Origin of the sequence: uncultured Roseibium sp. (assembly GCF_963675095.2) — a bacterium.
Lineage (GTDB): Bacteria > Pseudomonadota > Alphaproteobacteria > Rhizobiales > Stappiaceae > Roseibium.
This window is the reverse complement of record NZ_CAXXSJ010000037.1, coordinates 1-15511: the sequence shown is the minus strand read 5'-3', so window position 1 is coordinate 15511 and position 15511 is coordinate 1. Positions and strand designations below refer to the sequence as shown.

Genomic DNA, 15511 nt, shown 5'->3' with positions numbered 1-15511 from the left:
CGCCTTCGAAAAGACGCTCCGGCTCCAGGCATGTCCGGTTTGGGAGGACATTCCTTTATCGCCGCCCCACTCAACGCGGGACGGCGAAAGCTTGTCGGGTTACTTTGCGGCCTGAACGAATTCGCAACCGCCCTTGTCCATCGGCCGGAAGATCTCTTCTCCCGGGATAACCTTCAGCAGTTTGAAGAAGTCCCACTCCTCGGTGGATTCTTCCGGCTTCTTGATCTGGACGAGGTACATGTCGTGCACCATGCGGCCGTCTTCGCGGATCGTACCCTTGGCAAACCAGTCGTCGACAGGCATGGCCTTCATCTGGTCGACCACGGTCTTGCCGTCGTCCGATCCGGCCGCCTCGATCGCCTTGAGGTAGTGCATGGTATAGGAATAGGCGCCGGCCTGGCTCATGGACGGCATCTTGCCGGTCCGCTCGTGGAAACGGCGTGACCAGGCGGTGCTTTCCGGCGTACGGCTCCAGAAGAACGGCGAGACGAGGACGAGATCCTGTGCTTGCTCCAGGCCGATGCCCTTGATGTCCGGGGCCATCATCAGGAGTGCCATCAGTTTCTGACCGCCCGCCGTCAGGCCGAACTCGCGCGCGGTCTTGATTGCATTGGCCGTGTCGCCGGCGGCATTCGCCAATGCCACCACCTCGGCGCCGGAGGCCTGGGCCTGCAGGATATAGGACGAGAAGTCGGCGGTGCCGAGCGGATGCTTCACCGAACCGAGGCTTTCTCCGCCGGCAGCTTTCATGAAATGTTCGACCGCGCCCTGAAGCTGGTGACCGAAGGTGTAGTCGACCGTGATGAAATAGGCGGTCTTGCCGAGGGTGTTGACCGCTGCGTCCGCCGCGCCCTTGGCGAGAGAATAGGTGTCGTAGATGTAGTGAACGCCCGTCGGCGAGCAGGCCTTGCCGGTCAGGTCGGCGGATGCCGCACCACCGGCGATGAACACCTTGCCCTTGGACTTGGCGATGTCCTGGATCGCCAGCGCGATGGAAGAGCCCGGCACATCGACGATGACGTCGACGGCTTCCTCGTCATACCACTTGTTGGCAATGGCAACGCCTACGTCCGGCTTGTTCTGGTGATCTGCGAACACCACTTCCACAGGCTTGCCGTCGACCTTGCCGCCGAAGTCCTCCACGGCCATCTGGACCGCATCGACGGTTTCCTTGCCCGAAGCAGCCGCATAGACGCCGGACATGTCGTTCAGGACACCGATCCTGACCACGTCGTCGGACAGATCCGCCGCCATTGCATTGCTTGCGGACATAGCCAGCAATCCGGCCAGACCGGTTGCCATTCCTCTTATGTTACGCATCGACATTTCCTCCACTTATCAATTGCTCGTTGGACATTGTCCGATTGGCGGGACGCCTCAGGCCGCCCGCTCAACCTCCGGCACACCGGGCACCGGGCCGGCCTTCACCGCAACCTCCAGGGCTGCGGTACGAGGCAGGATTCGATTGAAAAAGACTGTCGCGGCCGCGTATTTCGCGTCCCGGAATTCCGGTTCGACATCCGCGATCGCGGCGGCCCGGACCATGCGGCCCCACAGGCCGCCAAACAGCGCAAGCGCAAACAGGTTGAGATAGTCGCAAGCGCCTGCAAGGGCCGCTTCCGGATCCTCCGTCAGATTGGTTTTCATCCAACTGGTGCAGCGCTTCAGGCCTTGGACCGCCTCATCGAGACGAACGCCGAAACCGCCGAATTCCGGATGTTCGGCGAGAAGAGCCGTCTCTACCGCCAGCTCCTCAACCAGGGCATCAACCGACGAACCGGCCATGGCCAGTTTGCGGCTGACCAGATCGCGTGCCTGGACAGCATTGGTGCCCTCGTAGATCGACGCAATACGGACATCCCGCATCAGCTGTTCGATGCCCTGTTCGGCGATATAACCATGCCCGCCGTAAATCTGAACGGCACCATTGGCGACCTCGAAGCCGATATCGGACAGGGCCGACTTGAGGATCGGCGTCAGAACCGAAAGCCTTTCTGCGGCCTTTGCACGCTTCGCCGGATCTTTGTGGCTCTGACTGACGTCCAGCAACAGGCCAACCTGATAGGTCATCGCCCGACCGGCCTCGGTCATGGCCCGCATCTCCAGCAACCGCCGGCGGATATCAGGATGAACCGTGAGCGGGTCGGCAATGCTGTCGGGCTCCGCGACACCTGCCGGCGCGCGCCCCTGACGGCGCTCCCCGGCGTAGGCGGACGCACTCTGCAGCGCGACTTCCGCGATCCCGGTGCCCTGAAGACCAATCGAAAGCCGCGCCGCGTTCATCATGGTGAACATATGCGCAAGCCCTTTGGTCTCTTCCCCGACCAACCAGCCGACAGCATCGTCAAAGGCGAGCATGCAGGTCGGGGAGCCATGGATACCCATCTTCTCCTCGATCCCGACCGGCTGAACGGTATTGCGCCGCCCCGGGAATTTGCCATCAGCCGGGAGAATACCCGGCACGACGAACAGACTGAGACCGCGATGCCCCGCGGGCGCGCCGGCCGTGCGGGCGAGCACCAGATGGACAATGTTGTCCGACAGGTCGTGATCGCCCCAGGTGATAAAGATTTTGGTGCCGGAAATCCGCCAGGTGCCGTCTTCCTCAGCCCGTGCCCGCGTGCGCACCAGACCCAGGTCGGTGCCGCAATGGGGTTCGGTCAGGCACATGGTTCCGGTCCAGCTGCCGTCGATAATTTTCGGCAGATATTCGGACTTCAGCGCCTCGCTCCCATGCGCCTTCAGTGCCTTGTAGACCCCGAAGTTCAGCTCATGAAGCAGACTGAAGGACAGGTTCGTGCCGGCCATGGATTCGCGGATCGCCGCATGAAGCAGGTTCGGCAGTCCCTGTCCGCCGTAGTCGGGGTCGCAGGCAAGGCCGTTCCACCCGTCCTGGCAGAAGGCCTGGTAGGCCTCCGCAAAACCGGGAGCCGCGCGCACCCGGCCGTTTTCAAAAGCGGCACCTTCCCGGTCGCCGACCGCGTTGAGCGGCAGCAACGTTTCCCGGGCAAAGGAACCGAATGTTTCGGCCACCGAAAAGAAGGTATCGCAGTCGAGATCGTCGTGGCCGAGCTCGCAGAGCACCGTCTCCAGGTCGAAGACATCGGTCATCAGGTAGCGCAATTCACTTGCCGGAAACTCGTAAGTCAGCATCGGGTCAGTTCCTCAACGGCTTGCCGGTTTCGAGCGTGTGGCGCATGCGGTCACGGGTCCGGCTGTCGCCGCACAGGCGCCGGAACGCGGAGCGTTCCAGACCATGGAAGTCCGCCTCGGAAAGAGACGCTTCTCCACAGGTATCCCCCCCGACCAGGACCCAGGCGAGTTCCCGGGCAATGGCCACGGACCATGGCGTGTCGGGATTGGCCTCGGCGAAACTTTCCAGTGCCGTTGACAGAGCGGCGCGCACTTCTGTCACATCAAAGCGGAAGATCAGGGGGGCGGCGGCCGATCGGCCGGCTTCGGTCGCGAGAGCCAGCGCCCTTGCCTTGGCATCTGCAAGCAGCTGATCCCGGTTCATCGAAATACCGACGTCTGCGGGCAGGTAGCCCAGATTTCGGCCGATGGCTGCGGAAGCGGCCAGTGTCGCCGGCGCGATCAGTCTGAAAGCCGCGACAGCCGCCTGCGCGAAATCTCCGGTCTCGCCAAGCTTGCGCACCAGTGTCTGCGTCGTGCCGCCCCAGGCGGGGATCAATCCGACATTGGCTTCGACGAGGCCGATATGCGTTTCCAGATGCGCCTGGACAGCGTGACAATGCATCAGGATCTCGCACCCGCCGCCGAGGCTGAGGCCGGTGCAGGCCCCAATCACCGGCAACGAACCGTATTTCATGGCGAGAAAAGCTTCCTGGCCGCGCTGAACGGACCCGATGAGACCGTCCCATTCGCCCTTTTCGGCCTGCGACAGGGCGGTCTTCAGATCCGCGCCGGCGGAAAAATTCGGCGCATCGTTGCCGATCACCAATGCCTTGATCTGCGCGGGTGGCTGATCGATGGTTTCGCGCAGAAGATCCAGCAGATCCTTGTCGAACGTGTTCATCTTGGTGCGGAATACGAACAGACCGATACCGTCGCCCATGTCCCGCAGGATCGCGGAGCCGTTTTCCCGAAGAACGGCAAAATCGGCGGCATAGACGACGCCGGCCGGCCGTTGAATTGGCACCTGCGCGCCGTCGGGACGGAGTTCGTTGCCTTCCCAATAGACCCCGCCCACATCGGCAATGGCCTGCAGAAAGTCGGGAACCGGTTCGCCCGCCGACTTTAGGGCGGCAATGATCCGGTCCGGCCCCAGGCGGTCGATCAGGGCGAACGGTCCCTCGCGCCACGCATAGCCGAGGGTCATGGCCGCATCGACTTCGGCAGGGCTGTCGGTCACGTCCGGCACCAGTGTGCAGGCATAGGCGAGCGTTCGCGCCATCACGGTCCAGGCGTAGTCGGCAAGCGGGCCCGCAGCCGCCGGGTCTGTCACCGTGGCCGCGGCCGCATCGGGACGTTGCGCCGAACGGTAGGCCATTGTCCTGAGATCAAGGACCTCACGGAGCTTTTCTCCATTCGCTCCCTTGACCTGACGGTAAAAGCCGCCGCCGCTCTTGCGGCCGAGCAGGCCCTTAACGGTCATGTCGTCGAACAGTCTGGTGTCGTCGCCGATCTTCTGGAACGGATCGGTCTCGGCAAGAGCGGAGTACATGGACTTCGTCGCCTTGCCCATCAGATCGATGCCGACCAGATCGAGCAGGCCGAAAATGCCCGTGGGCGGAATACCGAAAGGTTTGCCGAGGCAGGCATCCGCATCCTCTACGGATATCCCCCGGTCCACGGCACCATTAGCGGCGGCGACCATCCAGTAGGTTCCCAGCCGGTTGGCGATGAAACCCGGCCGGTCGCGGCAGACAACGGCGCGTTTGCCTAAGAAGCGCTCGCAAAAGGCTTGAACCCGCAGAGCCGCCTCGGGATCCGTCTCGGGGCCGGCGACCACTTCCACCAACCGCATGTACCGCGGCGGATTGAAGAAATGTGTGACCATGAAATGCCGCCTGGCGTCTTCAGGCAATTCGGCGGTCAATTCCGCCAACGGCAGGGTCGACGTATTGGACGAGATCACCGTGTGCGGCGACCGGACTTCGGCGAGACGACGATACAGGTCGCGCTTGATCGCGAGATCCTCGATCACCGCCTCGATCACCAGATCGCAGGCCCCCGCGTCCGCGAGGTTGTCTTCCGTGTTTCCCGGGATCACCAACCCGGCAGCTTCCGGAGCGGCGAAGGCTGCCGGACGCGCCGTTTTCAGGCGCTCGATTGCCTTGAGGGCCAGCGCGTTGCGCTCTTCAGCTCCTTCGGGGACAATATCGAGAAGCAGCGTGCGGATGCCGGCATTGGCGCAATGCGCCGCGATGCCTGCGCCCATCACCCCGGCACCGATCACTGCAACGGAACGGATCACATCCCCCATCACAGCACCTCGAACAGGCCGGCAGCCCCCATGCCGCCACCGATGCACATGGTGACGACGGCCCATTTCGCGCCGCGGCGACGACCCTCGACCAACGCATGGCCCGTCATGCGCGATCCGCTCATGCCGAAGGGATGGCCGATGGAAATCGCGCCACCGTCAACGTTGAGCCGCTCTTGCGGAATGCCCAGACGATCGCGGCAGTACACGGTCTGCGAAGCAAAAGCCTCGTTCAGTTCCCAAAGATCGATGTCATCCACCGTCAGGCCGTGACGCTGAAGCAGGCGCGGAACCGCGAACACCGGACCGATGCCCATTTCATCCGGCTCACACCCGGCAACCGCGTAACCGGCAAACCGGCCAAGGGGCGTCAATCCGCGGCGGGAGGCTTCGACCTCCTCCATCAGGACACAAGCCGAGGCGCCATCGGACAGCTGGCTGGCGTTGCCGGCCGTGATGGTCTTGCCGTGTTCGACAGCCGGGTTAAGGCCTGCGAGGCTTTCAAGCGTCGTCGACGGGCGGTTTCCCTCGTCGGCGGCAAGGGTCACTTCCTCGTGGTGACTCTCGCCCGTTGCCTTGTCGGTGACGATCTTCGTCACCGTAATCGGCACGATCTCGTCATCGAAGGCACCCGCAGCCTGCCCGGCGGCGGTCCGCTGCTGGCTGGAAAGCGCATATTCGTCCTGCGCCTCCCGACTGACGCCATAGCGTTCGGCGACATTCTCAGCCGTGTCGATCATCGGAATCCAGATGTCCGGCCGGTGTTCCTTCAGCCAGGGATCGTGGAAATGTTTCATGTTGAGATGAGGCGCGACCAGAGACACGCTTTCAACGCCACCGGCGACGACGATCGGAGCCTGGTCGACAATGACGCGGTGTGCCCCGAGCGCCAGCGCCTCCAGGCCGGAAGAGCAGAAGCGGTTTACGGTGGCGGCTGCCGCATCGACCGGAATGCCGGCACGGAGTGCTGCCTGACGGGCGATATTGCCGCCATTGGCGCCTTCGGGCTGGGCGCAACCCAGGAGGACATCCTCGATTTCGCCGCCTTCGACGCCGGCCCGTTCGACCGCATGTTGAATGGCATGCCCACCCATCGTCGCGGAATGCGTATCGTTAAAGGCTCCTCGAAAAGCCTTGCCAATGGGCGTACGGGCAGTGGCAACAATCACCGCGGATCGCATCAGTAAACTCCTGTCGATGTCATATTTGAAAGTTTTGGAACCGGCGCCTGTGCGGCGCCTGCCCTATTGGTCTGTCGGCAGCCGGAAGTCGGCGAAACGCTCCCGCAGGGTCAGCTTTGAGAGTTTTCCGGTCGCTGTGTGGGGCAGGCTCTCAACCACTTCGACGTGATCGGGGATCCACCATTTCGCGACCTTGCCGTCGTACATCGCGAGCACTTCGGCCGGATCGACCTCTTCGCCGTCCTGCGGCACGACGCAGATCATCGGCCGTTCGCCCCATTTGCTGTGAGGCACGGCAATGCAGGCGACCTCGGCGACTTTCGGGTGTCCGACCGCCACGTTTTCAATATCGATGGAACTGATCCATTCGCCGCCGGACTTGATGACATCCTTGGTCCTGTCCGTGATCCGCAAATGCCCTTCTTCATCGAGGGCGGCGAGATCGCCGGTCGAGAACCAGCCGTCCTCGGTGAATTGCTCGGGCGCATCGCCCTTGTAATATCCGCTGGCAACCCAGGGCCCGCGGACCTGCAGGATCCCCGACGACACCCCGTCATGCGGCAAGGCCTTACCCTCCGCATCCACGATGCGAAGCTCCACGCCATAAAGCGGGCGGCCCTGCAGGGACTGGATCTTGTAGCGCTCTTCCGCGGGCAGCGTGACTTCGTTCCCCTTCAAAGCACCGAGCGTTCCGACGGGACTGAGTTCGGTCATGCCCCAACCGTGAACGACGCGAACATCGTGATCTTCCTCGAAGGCCTTGATCATCGCGTAAGGCGCGGCGGAACCGCCCACCATCATCCGCTCGACCCTGTCGAGCCGCTGCCCGGTTTCGCGCAGATGCCGCAGCAATTCGAGCCAGACCGTCGGCACGCCGGCCATCAGCGTCACGCCTTCGCCGATAACCAGCTCGGCAAGGCTGCGGCCATCCATGGCGTGCCCGGGCAGGACCAGCTTGGCACCGTTCATCAGGCCGGCATAGGGAATGCCCCAGGCATTGGCATGGAACATCGGAACAACCGGGAGAATGGCATCCCGTGCCCGAATGGCCAGCCAGTCCCCGCCGCTGACGCTCAACGCGTGAATGACGGTGGACCGGTGATTATAGAGCACGCCCTTGGGATTGCCGGTCGTGCCCGAGGTGTAACACAGGGCACTTGCGGTCCACTCGTCCAGTTCGGGCCAGTCGAACCGGTCGGACTTGTCGGCAATGAGCGTTTCATAAGCCGTCAGGTTCGGGAGCTCGACATCCGGCAGCTCATCGGCTTCACACAAGGCCACATAGCCGCGCACGGTCTTCAAATCACCCGCGAGGCCTTCGACCAGTTTGGCAAAATGCAGGTCAAAGAAAAGATGCGTGTCTTCGGCGTGATTTGCGATGTAGCTGAGCTGTTCCTGGAAAAGGCGCGGATTGATGGTGTGGCAGATCGCACCAAGGCAGGAGACCGCGTAATAGATCTCCATATGACGATAGCCGTTCCATGCCAACGTGGCCACCCGGTCGCCCGGACGCACGCCCATGTCCACCAGCGCATTCGCAAGCTGATGCACACGCCTGCCGAAATCGGCATAGGTGTAGCGGTGGATTTCATTGGAGGCCAACCGCGACACGATTTCCGCATGCGGATGGAATTTCTGTGCGTGGCGCAGGATCGAAGTCACAGTCAGCTGTGACGCCATCATCAATCCGTTCGTCATAAGCGGCGTCTCCTCCCAGTTCAGCGCTCTGTCCGCTTTCCGGCGATCTTCGGAGGAAGTTATTGAACGATCGTTTAGATGTCCAGATAAATTTAACGATCGTTTAGTTTTGTTGCGCCGATTGCCATTCCACTCTACTATTCGCACCACCACTGATTGGGAGACGCTGCGTGAGCACCACTCAAAATAAAAGACCGATCGGCCGACCCAAAGCGAATGGCCGGTCAAAGGGGATCAACAGAAAGGACCTTCTGGAAACGGCGGCCCGTCTTTTCAACGATCGCGGATTTCACGGCACGTCCATCCAGGATCTCGCCACGCGCCTCGGGGTTACCAAGGCAGCGCTCTATCATCACGTCCCCAACAAGCAGGACCTGCTCTACCAACTGCACATGATCTCGCTTGATGCCGCCGACAAGGCGACGGCACAGGCAATCGAGGAAGGCCGCACCGGAATCGAGCGCCTGCGACTGCTTGTTTATCACTACCTGAGCGCCATCTGCGCTTCGCCAACCGCCTGCCTGATCCTTCTGGAGGACGATGCGCTTCGCGAAGATCACGCAAAGGAAGTCATCGACCGCCGGCGCAAACTTGAATACGGGCTCAGGGAATTGATTCAGAGCGGCGTCGATGACGGGTCGATCATCCCCTGCGATACGAAAGCCGCCACCTTCGTCGTGGTCGGCGCCATGAACTGGGTCACCAAGTGGTATCAGCCCGGCGGCTCCTGGAACGCCTACCAGATCGCCGACGGGATCAGCGCCATCCTCGCGCGAAGCCTGGCCTCAAACCCGGTCTCCAGCCTCCCGACGGATATCTCTCAGCCGCAACTCACACCCTTCGCGCTTCCCTCCGATCCGACCACGCCTGACTCATGACTGACTCACTGCTGATCGAGCGAAAACCGGGCTATATCGTCCTGACGATCAACCGCCCGGATCGCCGGAATGCGCTTGACGAGACCGTAACCAAAGCTCTGACCGATGCGCTCCAAGACATCGCGCAGGATCCTGCCATTCGCGCCGTCGTCATCACCGGCGCCGGCAGTGCCTTCATGGCAGGAGGCGACATTTCCATGTTCGACACCCTCCTATCCCGGGAAGGAGACAAGCGCACGGATCAGGCCAGGCGATTGATCGACAAGGCCAGCAATGCCATTCGGGCTCTGCATGCTCTGCCCCAGCCGGTGATTGCCGCCGTCGAGGGGCCGTGCGTGGGATATGGCCTGAGCCTGATGATGGCCTGCGATCTTGCCGTCGCTGCGAACGATGCATCGTTCATGCTGGCACATCTCGGGATCGGCGCCTCACCGGACGGTGGTGCCACGTGGATGCTCACGCGCCTCCTCGGATCGAAACGCGCCTTTGGCATCGCGCTGTTGCAGGACCGCTTCGACGCCCAAACTGCCCTGGACTGGGGCCTTCTCAACAAAATGTGCCCAAAAGGCGAAGCCCTTGCCGAAGCCGAAGCCCTGGCAGCCAGGCTGGCCGCCGGGCCGCGCTCCGCACAACACAGGACAAAGAAGCTTCTCAGAGCGGCCTGGAACACCCCGCTTGATCCGCACCTTGACGCCGAAGCCGCCTGTTTTGCCGACGTTTCCCGCTCCGCCGATTTCGAAGAAGGGGTCGCGGCCTTCCGCGAACGGCGCAAGCCGAAATTCGGCCACTGACCAAATTCGATCGAAGCCTATAGACAACTTACCGATCGTTTAGTTATTGTCTGCGACAGAAAATTTGCGACCCGTCAGCGACTGACAAAAAAATCGCGCTGAACGGTGAGACTGGATCAGGGAGGGATCTTTGTCGCAGCTAAACGACGTCGTCATTGAGACGCGCGGATTGACCAAGTCATTCGGCGGCTTCATCGCCGTGCATCACCTGGACCTTCAGGTGCGGCGGGGAACCATCCATGCTCTGATCGGCCCGAATGGCGCCGGCAAGAGCACGTGTTTCAATCTGATCACCAAGTTCCATCAGCCGACGGCCGGACAGATCCTGTACGATGGTCAGGATATCACACGCCTGTCTCCCGCGCGTATTGCCCGCATGGGCATGGTCCGGTCCTTCCAGATCTCGGCCGTGTTTCCGCATCTCTCCGTTCTTGAAAATGTGCGGGTCGCGCTGCAGCGGACCAAGGGGTGGTCGACCCAGTTCTGGCGCCACCAGAGCGTCTTGAACGTCCTGAACGAACGGGCCCTGGAGCTTCTCGAGGATGTCGGGCTCGCCGAGTTTGCCCAAGAGACCGCTGGTTCCCTGTCCTATGGCCGCAAACGCGCCCTGGAATTCGCAACGACACTGGCCCTCGATCCGAAGGTTCTGCTCCTGGACGAACCCATGGCCGGCATGGGCGGCGAAGACATCGACCGCATCGCAAAGCTGATCCGCCGCGTCGCGGACGGAAGGACGGTGCTGATGGTGGAACACAATCTCAACGTGGTTTCCGAACTGTCGGACCACATCACCGTCCTCCAGCACGGGGCGCTGCTGGCCGAAGGGTCCTATCAGCAGGTGTCTTCCGATCAGCGCGTGATCGAAGCCTATCTCGGGACGGGGGACCAGGGCACATCATGACATCTTCTCCTCTCCTGTCCGTCCGTAACCTCACCGGCGGTTACGGCGACACACAGGTTCTGTTCGGCATGGCCTTCGATGTGAACGAAGGCGAAGTCGTTACGCTGCTCGGCCGCAACGGTGCGGGCAAGACATCGACCATGAAGGCCATCACCGGGCTGCTCTCAAAACGATCGGGTTCAATCGATTTCGAGGGCTCCGAAACGATCAGCCTTGCGCCGCATCACATCGGCCGGCTCGGCCTTGGCTACTGCCCGGAGGAGCGGGGAATTTATGGCGGCCTGTCCGTGATGGAAAATCTGCTGCTACCACCGGTCATCCGGTCCGGCGGCCTGACGACGGAACAGGTTCTCGAGCTGTTTCCCCGTCTGCGCGAGCGGGCCCGAAGCAAGGGAACCAATCTGTCCGGCGGCGAACAGCAGATGCTGGCCATCGCGCGCATCTTGCGGACAGGCGCGCGCCTGTTGCTGCTCGATGAACCGACGGAGGGCCTCGCTCCGGTCATCGTCCAGCAGATCGGCGAGATCATCTCGAAACTGCGGGATCGGGGCTATACGATCCTTCTGGTGGAACAGAACTTCCGCTTCGCCTCCACCGTGGCAGACCGTCACTATGTCGTGGAACACGGCCAGGTCATCGACAGCCTGACGGCTGCCGAAGTCACTTCCCGCCAATCCCACATTCAACAGCTCCTCGGCGTCTGACGGAGAGAACCATGTTCGAACTCATCGGTATTCCACCGCAGGCGTTCTTCGGTCAGGTGATGCTCGGCCTGATCAACGGCGCCTTCTATGCCATGCTCAGCCTCGGCTTGGCGCTGATATTCGGGCTGTTGCGGATCATCAACTTTGCCCACGGCGCCCTCTACATGATCGGGGCCTTCGTGGCCTGGCTCATCCTGCAGTATTCCGGCATCGGCTACTGGGGAGCGTTGATCGTCGCGCCGATCGTCGTTGGCGCGCTCGGGATCGCCATCGAAGTCCTGTTTATCCGTCGGCTGTACGAGCTCGACCACCTGTACAGCCTGCTGTTCACATTCGGCCTGGCGCTGGTGCTTGAAGGCCTGTTTCGAGAGTTTTTCGGCTCCACGGCACATCCCTATCCGATTCCTGCCGAACTTACGGGTGTCCAGAACCTCGGCCTGATGTTTCTGCCGATCTATCGCGGCTGGGTGGTGGTTGCCTCGATCGTCGTCTGTCTGCTCACCTGGTTCCTGCTCGAACGCACCCGTCTCGGGTCCTATCTGCGGGCGGCGACCGAAAACGCTCCTCTTCTGCAGACATTCGGCGTCAATGTCCCGCGGATGGTGACCCTCACCTACGGCTTCGGCGTCGGCCTCGCCGGCCTCGCCGGCGTGCTGGCCGCCCCGATCTATCAGGTCAAACCGACCATGGGCGCGGATCTCATGATCGTGGTCTTCGCCGTCGTCGTCATCGGCGGCATGGGATCAATTGGCGGCGCGATCTTCACCGGCTTCCTGCTCGGCGTAGTCGAAGGCCTGACCAAGGTGTTCTACCCGGAAGCGTCCACCACCGTCATCTTCGTGGTCATGGCCCTGGTTTTGCTGATGAAACCGGCCGGTCTGTTCGGAAAGGCATAACATGAGCCCGAATGCATCCGCTCCCGCGCTCGGCGCCACACCGCCCACGACCAGCACTGCCAAACTGGCGCTTCTGATCGTCGCCTGCGCGGTGCTCGCCGCGGCGCCGTTCATCCTCTATCCCGTGTTCCTGATGAACGCGCTGCTGTTCATGCTGTTTGCCTGCGCGTTCAACCTGATGCTCGGTTTCGGCGGCCTGTTGTCCTTCGGCCATGCGGCCTTTTTCGGCATGGCCGCCTATATCGCCGGGCACTCCGCAAAGGTCTGGGGACTTCCGTTCGAAGTGTCCGTCCTCCTGGGCACCGCCGGTGGCGCGGCTCTGGGCCTGGTCTTCGGCCTTCTCGCCATTCGCCGTCAGGGCATCTACTTCGCCATGATCACACTGGCGCTCAGCCAGATGGTCTATTTCTTCGCCTTGCAGGCCCCCTTCACCCACGGCGAAGATGGCATTCAGTCGATCCCGCGGGGACTGCTGTTCGGTCTGATCGATCTGGAGAACGATAGGGTCCTCTATGCGGTCATCGCCATAATTGCCGTCGGCGGAATGCTGATCATCGATCGGGTGGTTCATTCCCCCTTCGGTCAGGTGCTCAAGGCCATTCGGGACAATGAACCGCGGGCCACATCGCTCGGCTACGACATCGATCGCCACAAGCTGATCGCATTTGTCCTCTCCGCCGCACTGAGCGGCATGGCCGGCGCGACCAAGGTCTTTGTCTTCCGGATCGCCACCTTGAGCGACATCACCTGGCATCTTTCCGGGGAAGTCGTGCTGATGGCCCTTCTCGGCGGCGTGGCCACGGTATGGGGCCCGGCCCTCGGCGCCCTGATCGTGATCGTTATGCAGCATTACCTAGCCTCGTTCGGCGCCTGGGTCACGATTATCCAGGGCATCACCTTCATGGCCTGCGTTCTCCTCTTCCGCGAAGGCGTCGCCGGCGTCTTCATCAAAGTCGTCAACCGGGTCAGGGGTGCGTCGTGAGCGATCGGCCGACCCTTGCTCCGGACCAGCCGCGCGGTATTGCGGGGATCGCCGATATCAAGGCGATCGAACGTGTTCCGCTGGACGAGCGCTACGGCTACCGGTCGACCTATGACGTCCTTTCCGATGCCGCCGCCCGCTTCGAGGACCGGACCGCCATCCGGCTCCTGATTGACGGCGATCCGAACGGGCGAACCGTCTCGTGGTCCTTCAGGAAGCTGGCCACGACGGTCACGCAGCTGGCCAACCGCTTTCACGCGGCCGGCGTCTCCGTCGATCGGCCGGTATCCTACATGCTGCCCAACCTGCCGGAAACCCAGGCGGTGATCTGGGCGGCCCAGGCCGCCGGTGCCGTCAACGCCATCAATCCAATTCTGGCCGATGAGCATGTCGCGCATCTGTTGCAGGCCGCGAACAGCCGGATACTGGTCGCCTATGATGACGGGAAGGGCGGCGGCACCTTGCCCGCTGCAAAGCGGGCCCTTGAGCGCCTCGAAACACCGCCGGAGCTTCTGATCATCGAACCGGTCCCGGGCCTGGCCCCCCTTATCGATGGACTGAGGGAAGATGCGCTGGACTTTCCGCTTGCTCGCGATCCTGATGCCGTATGCGCCTATTTTCACACCGGCGGTACCACCGGGCTTCCAAAGTTCGCACGCCATTCCCATGGCAATGAAATTTTCGACGCCTGGGGCTGTACCGTCGCCGCGGAACTGAGCCCTGACGATGTGATCCTGGTCGGCCTGCCGATGTTTCATGTCAACGCCGTAATCATGACCGGCCTGGCGTCACTGATGGCGGGCGCCGAAATGGTACTCCTGTCGCCGCTGGGCTATCGGGATCGAGACATGCTCGGCCGTTTCTGGGACATAGTGGAGGCCGTCGGGGGCACGATCATGGGTGTCGTCCCGACCGTCCTGTCCGCCCTGATGGACGTTCCGATCGGCTCTGCCAAAATCAGCACCCTGCGTTTTGCTCTATGCGGTGGTGCCCCGATGTCCGTCGAAATGTTCCGCCGGGTGGAAGCCGCAACAGGGGTCAGAATACTGGAAGCCTACGGCCTCTCGGAAGCAACCGCCCTGTCGACAATGAATCCGGCACGCGGAGAACAACGCATTGGCTCCGTTGGCCTGCGCTTCCCCTATCAGGATCTCAAAACCGTCGTCCTGGACGGCTTGCATATCGCGCGCGACTGCGCTCCGGGTGAAGCCGGGGCTCTCGTCCTTCGGGGCCCGAATGTCGGGCCCGGCTACACCGACCCGAAACGCAATGCAGAGCTTTTTACGGATGATGGCTGGCTGATCACCGGGGATCTCGCCCGCATGGATAGCGAAGGTTATGTCTGGCTCGCCGGGCGCAGCAAGGACGTGATCATTCGCGGTGGCCACAATATCGAACCGGCGGTGATCGAAGAGGCCCTGGAAAGCCATCCGGATGTGCTGCTTGCCGCCGCGGTCGGCTGCCCGGACGCCTATGCGGGCGAACTGCCGATGGCTTTCGTCACCCTGCGTCCCGGAGCAAAAGTGGACGAAAACGACTTGATAGATTGGGCGCGGCAACGGGTTGCCGAACGGCCGGCGGCCCCGGCCCACGTTCTAACCTTGAAAGAATTGCCGACCACGGCCGTGGGCAAGATTTTCAAGCCCGCTTTACGGGCCGAAGCCGCCCGACATGTCATTGAATCCCTGTGCCGCCAGGAGAATATGGATGCCGGAATCGAGGCGACACTCACCACGGCCGGCTCCGTCACCTTGTGCATCACCCGGCCTCGCGACCTCGCCGAAGATGACGATGCCTGGCAACGGCTGTGCTCCGAACTGAAACGACTCCCGCTGGATACTCGCTTAGTGGAAACCAGCGATCCCTGAGCGGCATTACTTTGTCTTCCTCAAACGCCAAAACCCGGCATGGAGCCGGGTTATTTTGAATTTGTTTTCGTGGTCAGGATTTTCTGTTTTTTTGTCCCGCTGGGTCGGCCTTTGGCCTCCTTTCGGGGGCCCGGTCATGTTCGCTTCCTCGACCGCTGTCACAAAC

General features: G+C 62.1%; 12 protein-coding genes. 7 read left to right on the top strand and 5 right to left on the bottom strand.

Translation table 11 applies throughout. From position 1 onward, the window contains the following. Nucleotides 1–99: 99 nt before the first annotated feature. The 5 genes from ABIN98_RS14315 to ABIN98_RS14295 form a co-directional block, all read right to left on the bottom strand. Nucleotides 100–1320: an ABC transporter substrate-binding protein gene (locus ABIN98_RS14315; RefSeq protein ID WP_346910978.1), complete on the bottom strand. Its 1221-nt coding sequence runs from the start codon at nucleotides 1318–1320 to the stop codon at nucleotides 100–102. 57 nt (nucleotides 1321–1377) lie between these two features. Further along, nucleotides 1378–3153: an acyl-CoA dehydrogenase family protein gene (locus ABIN98_RS14310; protein WP_346910977.1), complete on the bottom strand. Its 1776-nt coding sequence runs from the start codon at nucleotides 3151–3153 to the stop codon at nucleotides 1378–1380. Between the two features lie 4 nt (nucleotides 3154–3157). After that, a complete protein-coding gene (locus ABIN98_RS14305) occupies nucleotides 3158–5446 on the bottom strand; it encodes a 3-hydroxyacyl-CoA dehydrogenase NAD-binding domain-containing protein (RefSeq protein WP_346910975.1) in 2289 nt (762 codons plus the stop codon). Further along, nucleotides 5446–6627 (bottom strand): acetyl-CoA C-acyltransferase, encoded by a 1182-nt coding sequence (locus ABIN98_RS14300; protein WP_346910973.1) that lies wholly within the window; start codon nucleotides 6625–6627, stop codon nucleotides 5446–5448. The genes ABIN98_RS14305 and ABIN98_RS14300 overlap by 1 nt, the downstream gene beginning before the upstream one ends. A gap of 63 nt (nucleotides 6628–6690) precedes the next feature. After that, nucleotides 6691–8325 carry a long-chain-fatty-acid--CoA ligase gene (locus tag ABIN98_RS14295; protein ID WP_346910971.1) on the bottom strand — a complete coding sequence of 545 codons (1635 nt, stop codon included), beginning with the start codon at nucleotides 8323–8325 and terminating at the stop codon, nucleotides 6691–6693. 170 nt (nucleotides 8326–8495) lie between these two features. On the opposite strand from ABIN98_RS14295, the gene ABIN98_RS14290 reads away from it, so the two are divergent. The 7 genes from ABIN98_RS14290 (at nucleotide 8496) to ABIN98_RS14260 (ending at nucleotide 15345) form a co-directional block, all read left to right on the top strand. Beyond that, a complete protein-coding gene (locus tag ABIN98_RS14290; RefSeq protein ID WP_346910969.1) occupies nucleotides 8496–9203 on the top strand; it encodes a TetR/AcrR family transcriptional regulator in 708 nt (235 codons plus the stop codon). Continuing rightward, on the top strand, nucleotides 9200–9994 hold the full coding sequence (locus ABIN98_RS14285) for an enoyl-CoA hydratase-related protein (protein ID WP_346910967.1): 795 nt from the start codon (nucleotides 9200–9202) through the stop codon (nucleotides 9992–9994). The genes ABIN98_RS14290 and ABIN98_RS14285 overlap by 4 nt, the downstream gene beginning before the upstream one ends. Before the next feature lie 130 nt (nucleotides 9995–10124). Next, nucleotides 10125–10895, top strand: coding sequence for an ABC transporter ATP-binding protein (locus ABIN98_RS14280; protein ID WP_346910965.1), 771 nt, complete (start codon nucleotides 10125–10127; stop codon nucleotides 10893–10895). After that, the gene (locus tag ABIN98_RS14275; RefSeq protein WP_346910963.1) at nucleotides 10892–11599 is read left to right on the top strand and encodes an ABC transporter ATP-binding protein; all 708 of its coding nucleotides are present in this window, start codon (nucleotides 10892–10894) and stop codon (nucleotides 11597–11599) included. Before ABIN98_RS14280 ends, ABIN98_RS14275 begins: the two co-directional genes overlap by 4 nt. Before the next feature lie 11 nt (nucleotides 11600–11610). Continuing rightward, a complete protein-coding gene (locus ABIN98_RS14270) occupies nucleotides 11611–12495 on the top strand; it encodes a branched-chain amino acid ABC transporter permease (protein WP_346910961.1) in 885 nt (294 codons plus the stop codon). A gap of 1 nt (nucleotide 12496) precedes the next feature. Beyond that, nucleotides 12497–13477, top strand: a complete 981-nt coding sequence (locus tag ABIN98_RS14265) for a branched-chain amino acid ABC transporter permease (RefSeq protein WP_346910959.1) — start codon at nucleotides 12497–12499, stop codon at nucleotides 13475–13477. Then, nucleotides 13474–15345, top strand: coding sequence for an acyl-CoA synthetase (locus ABIN98_RS14260; RefSeq protein WP_346910957.1), 1872 nt, complete (start codon nucleotides 13474–13476; stop codon nucleotides 15343–15345). Before ABIN98_RS14265 ends, ABIN98_RS14260 begins: the two co-directional genes overlap by 4 nt. The last annotated feature ends 166 nt before the right edge of the window (nucleotides 15346–15511 follow it).

What these genes read in the sequence shown, in the direction of transcription:
- ABIN98_RS14315 (WP_346910978.1), bottom strand. Translation starts at nt 1,320, where the DNA reads ATGCGTAACATAAGAGGAATGGCAACCGGTCTGGCCGGATTGCTGGCT.
- ABIN98_RS14310 (WP_346910977.1), bottom strand. Translation starts at nt 3,153, where the DNA reads ATGCTGACTTACGAGTTTCCGGCAAGTGAATTGCGCTACCTGATGACC.
- ABIN98_RS14305 (WP_346910975.1), bottom strand. Translation starts at nt 5,446, where the DNA reads ATGGGGGATGTGATCCGTTCCGTTGCAGTGATCGGTGCCGGGGTGATG.
- ABIN98_RS14300 (WP_346910973.1), bottom strand. Translation starts at nt 6,627, where the DNA reads ATGCGATCCGCGGTGATTGTTGCCACTGCCCGTACGCCCATTGGCAAG.
- ABIN98_RS14295 (WP_346910971.1), bottom strand. Translation starts at nt 8,325, where the DNA reads ATGACGAACGGATTGATGATGGCGTCACAGCTGACTGTGACTTCGATC.
- ABIN98_RS14285 (WP_346910967.1), top strand. Translation starts at nt 9,200, where the DNA reads ATGACTGACTCACTGCTGATCGAGCGAAAACCGGGCTATATCGTCCTG.
- ABIN98_RS14275 (WP_346910963.1), top strand. Translation starts at nt 10,892, where the DNA reads ATGACATCTTCTCCTCTCCTGTCCGTCCGTAACCTCACCGGCGGTTAC.
- ABIN98_RS14270 (WP_346910961.1), top strand. Translation starts at nt 11,611, where the DNA reads ATGTTCGAACTCATCGGTATTCCACCGCAGGCGTTCTTCGGTCAGGTG.
- ABIN98_RS14265 (WP_346910959.1), top strand. Translation starts at nt 12,497, where the DNA reads ATGAGCCCGAATGCATCCGCTCCCGCGCTCGGCGCCACACCGCCCACG.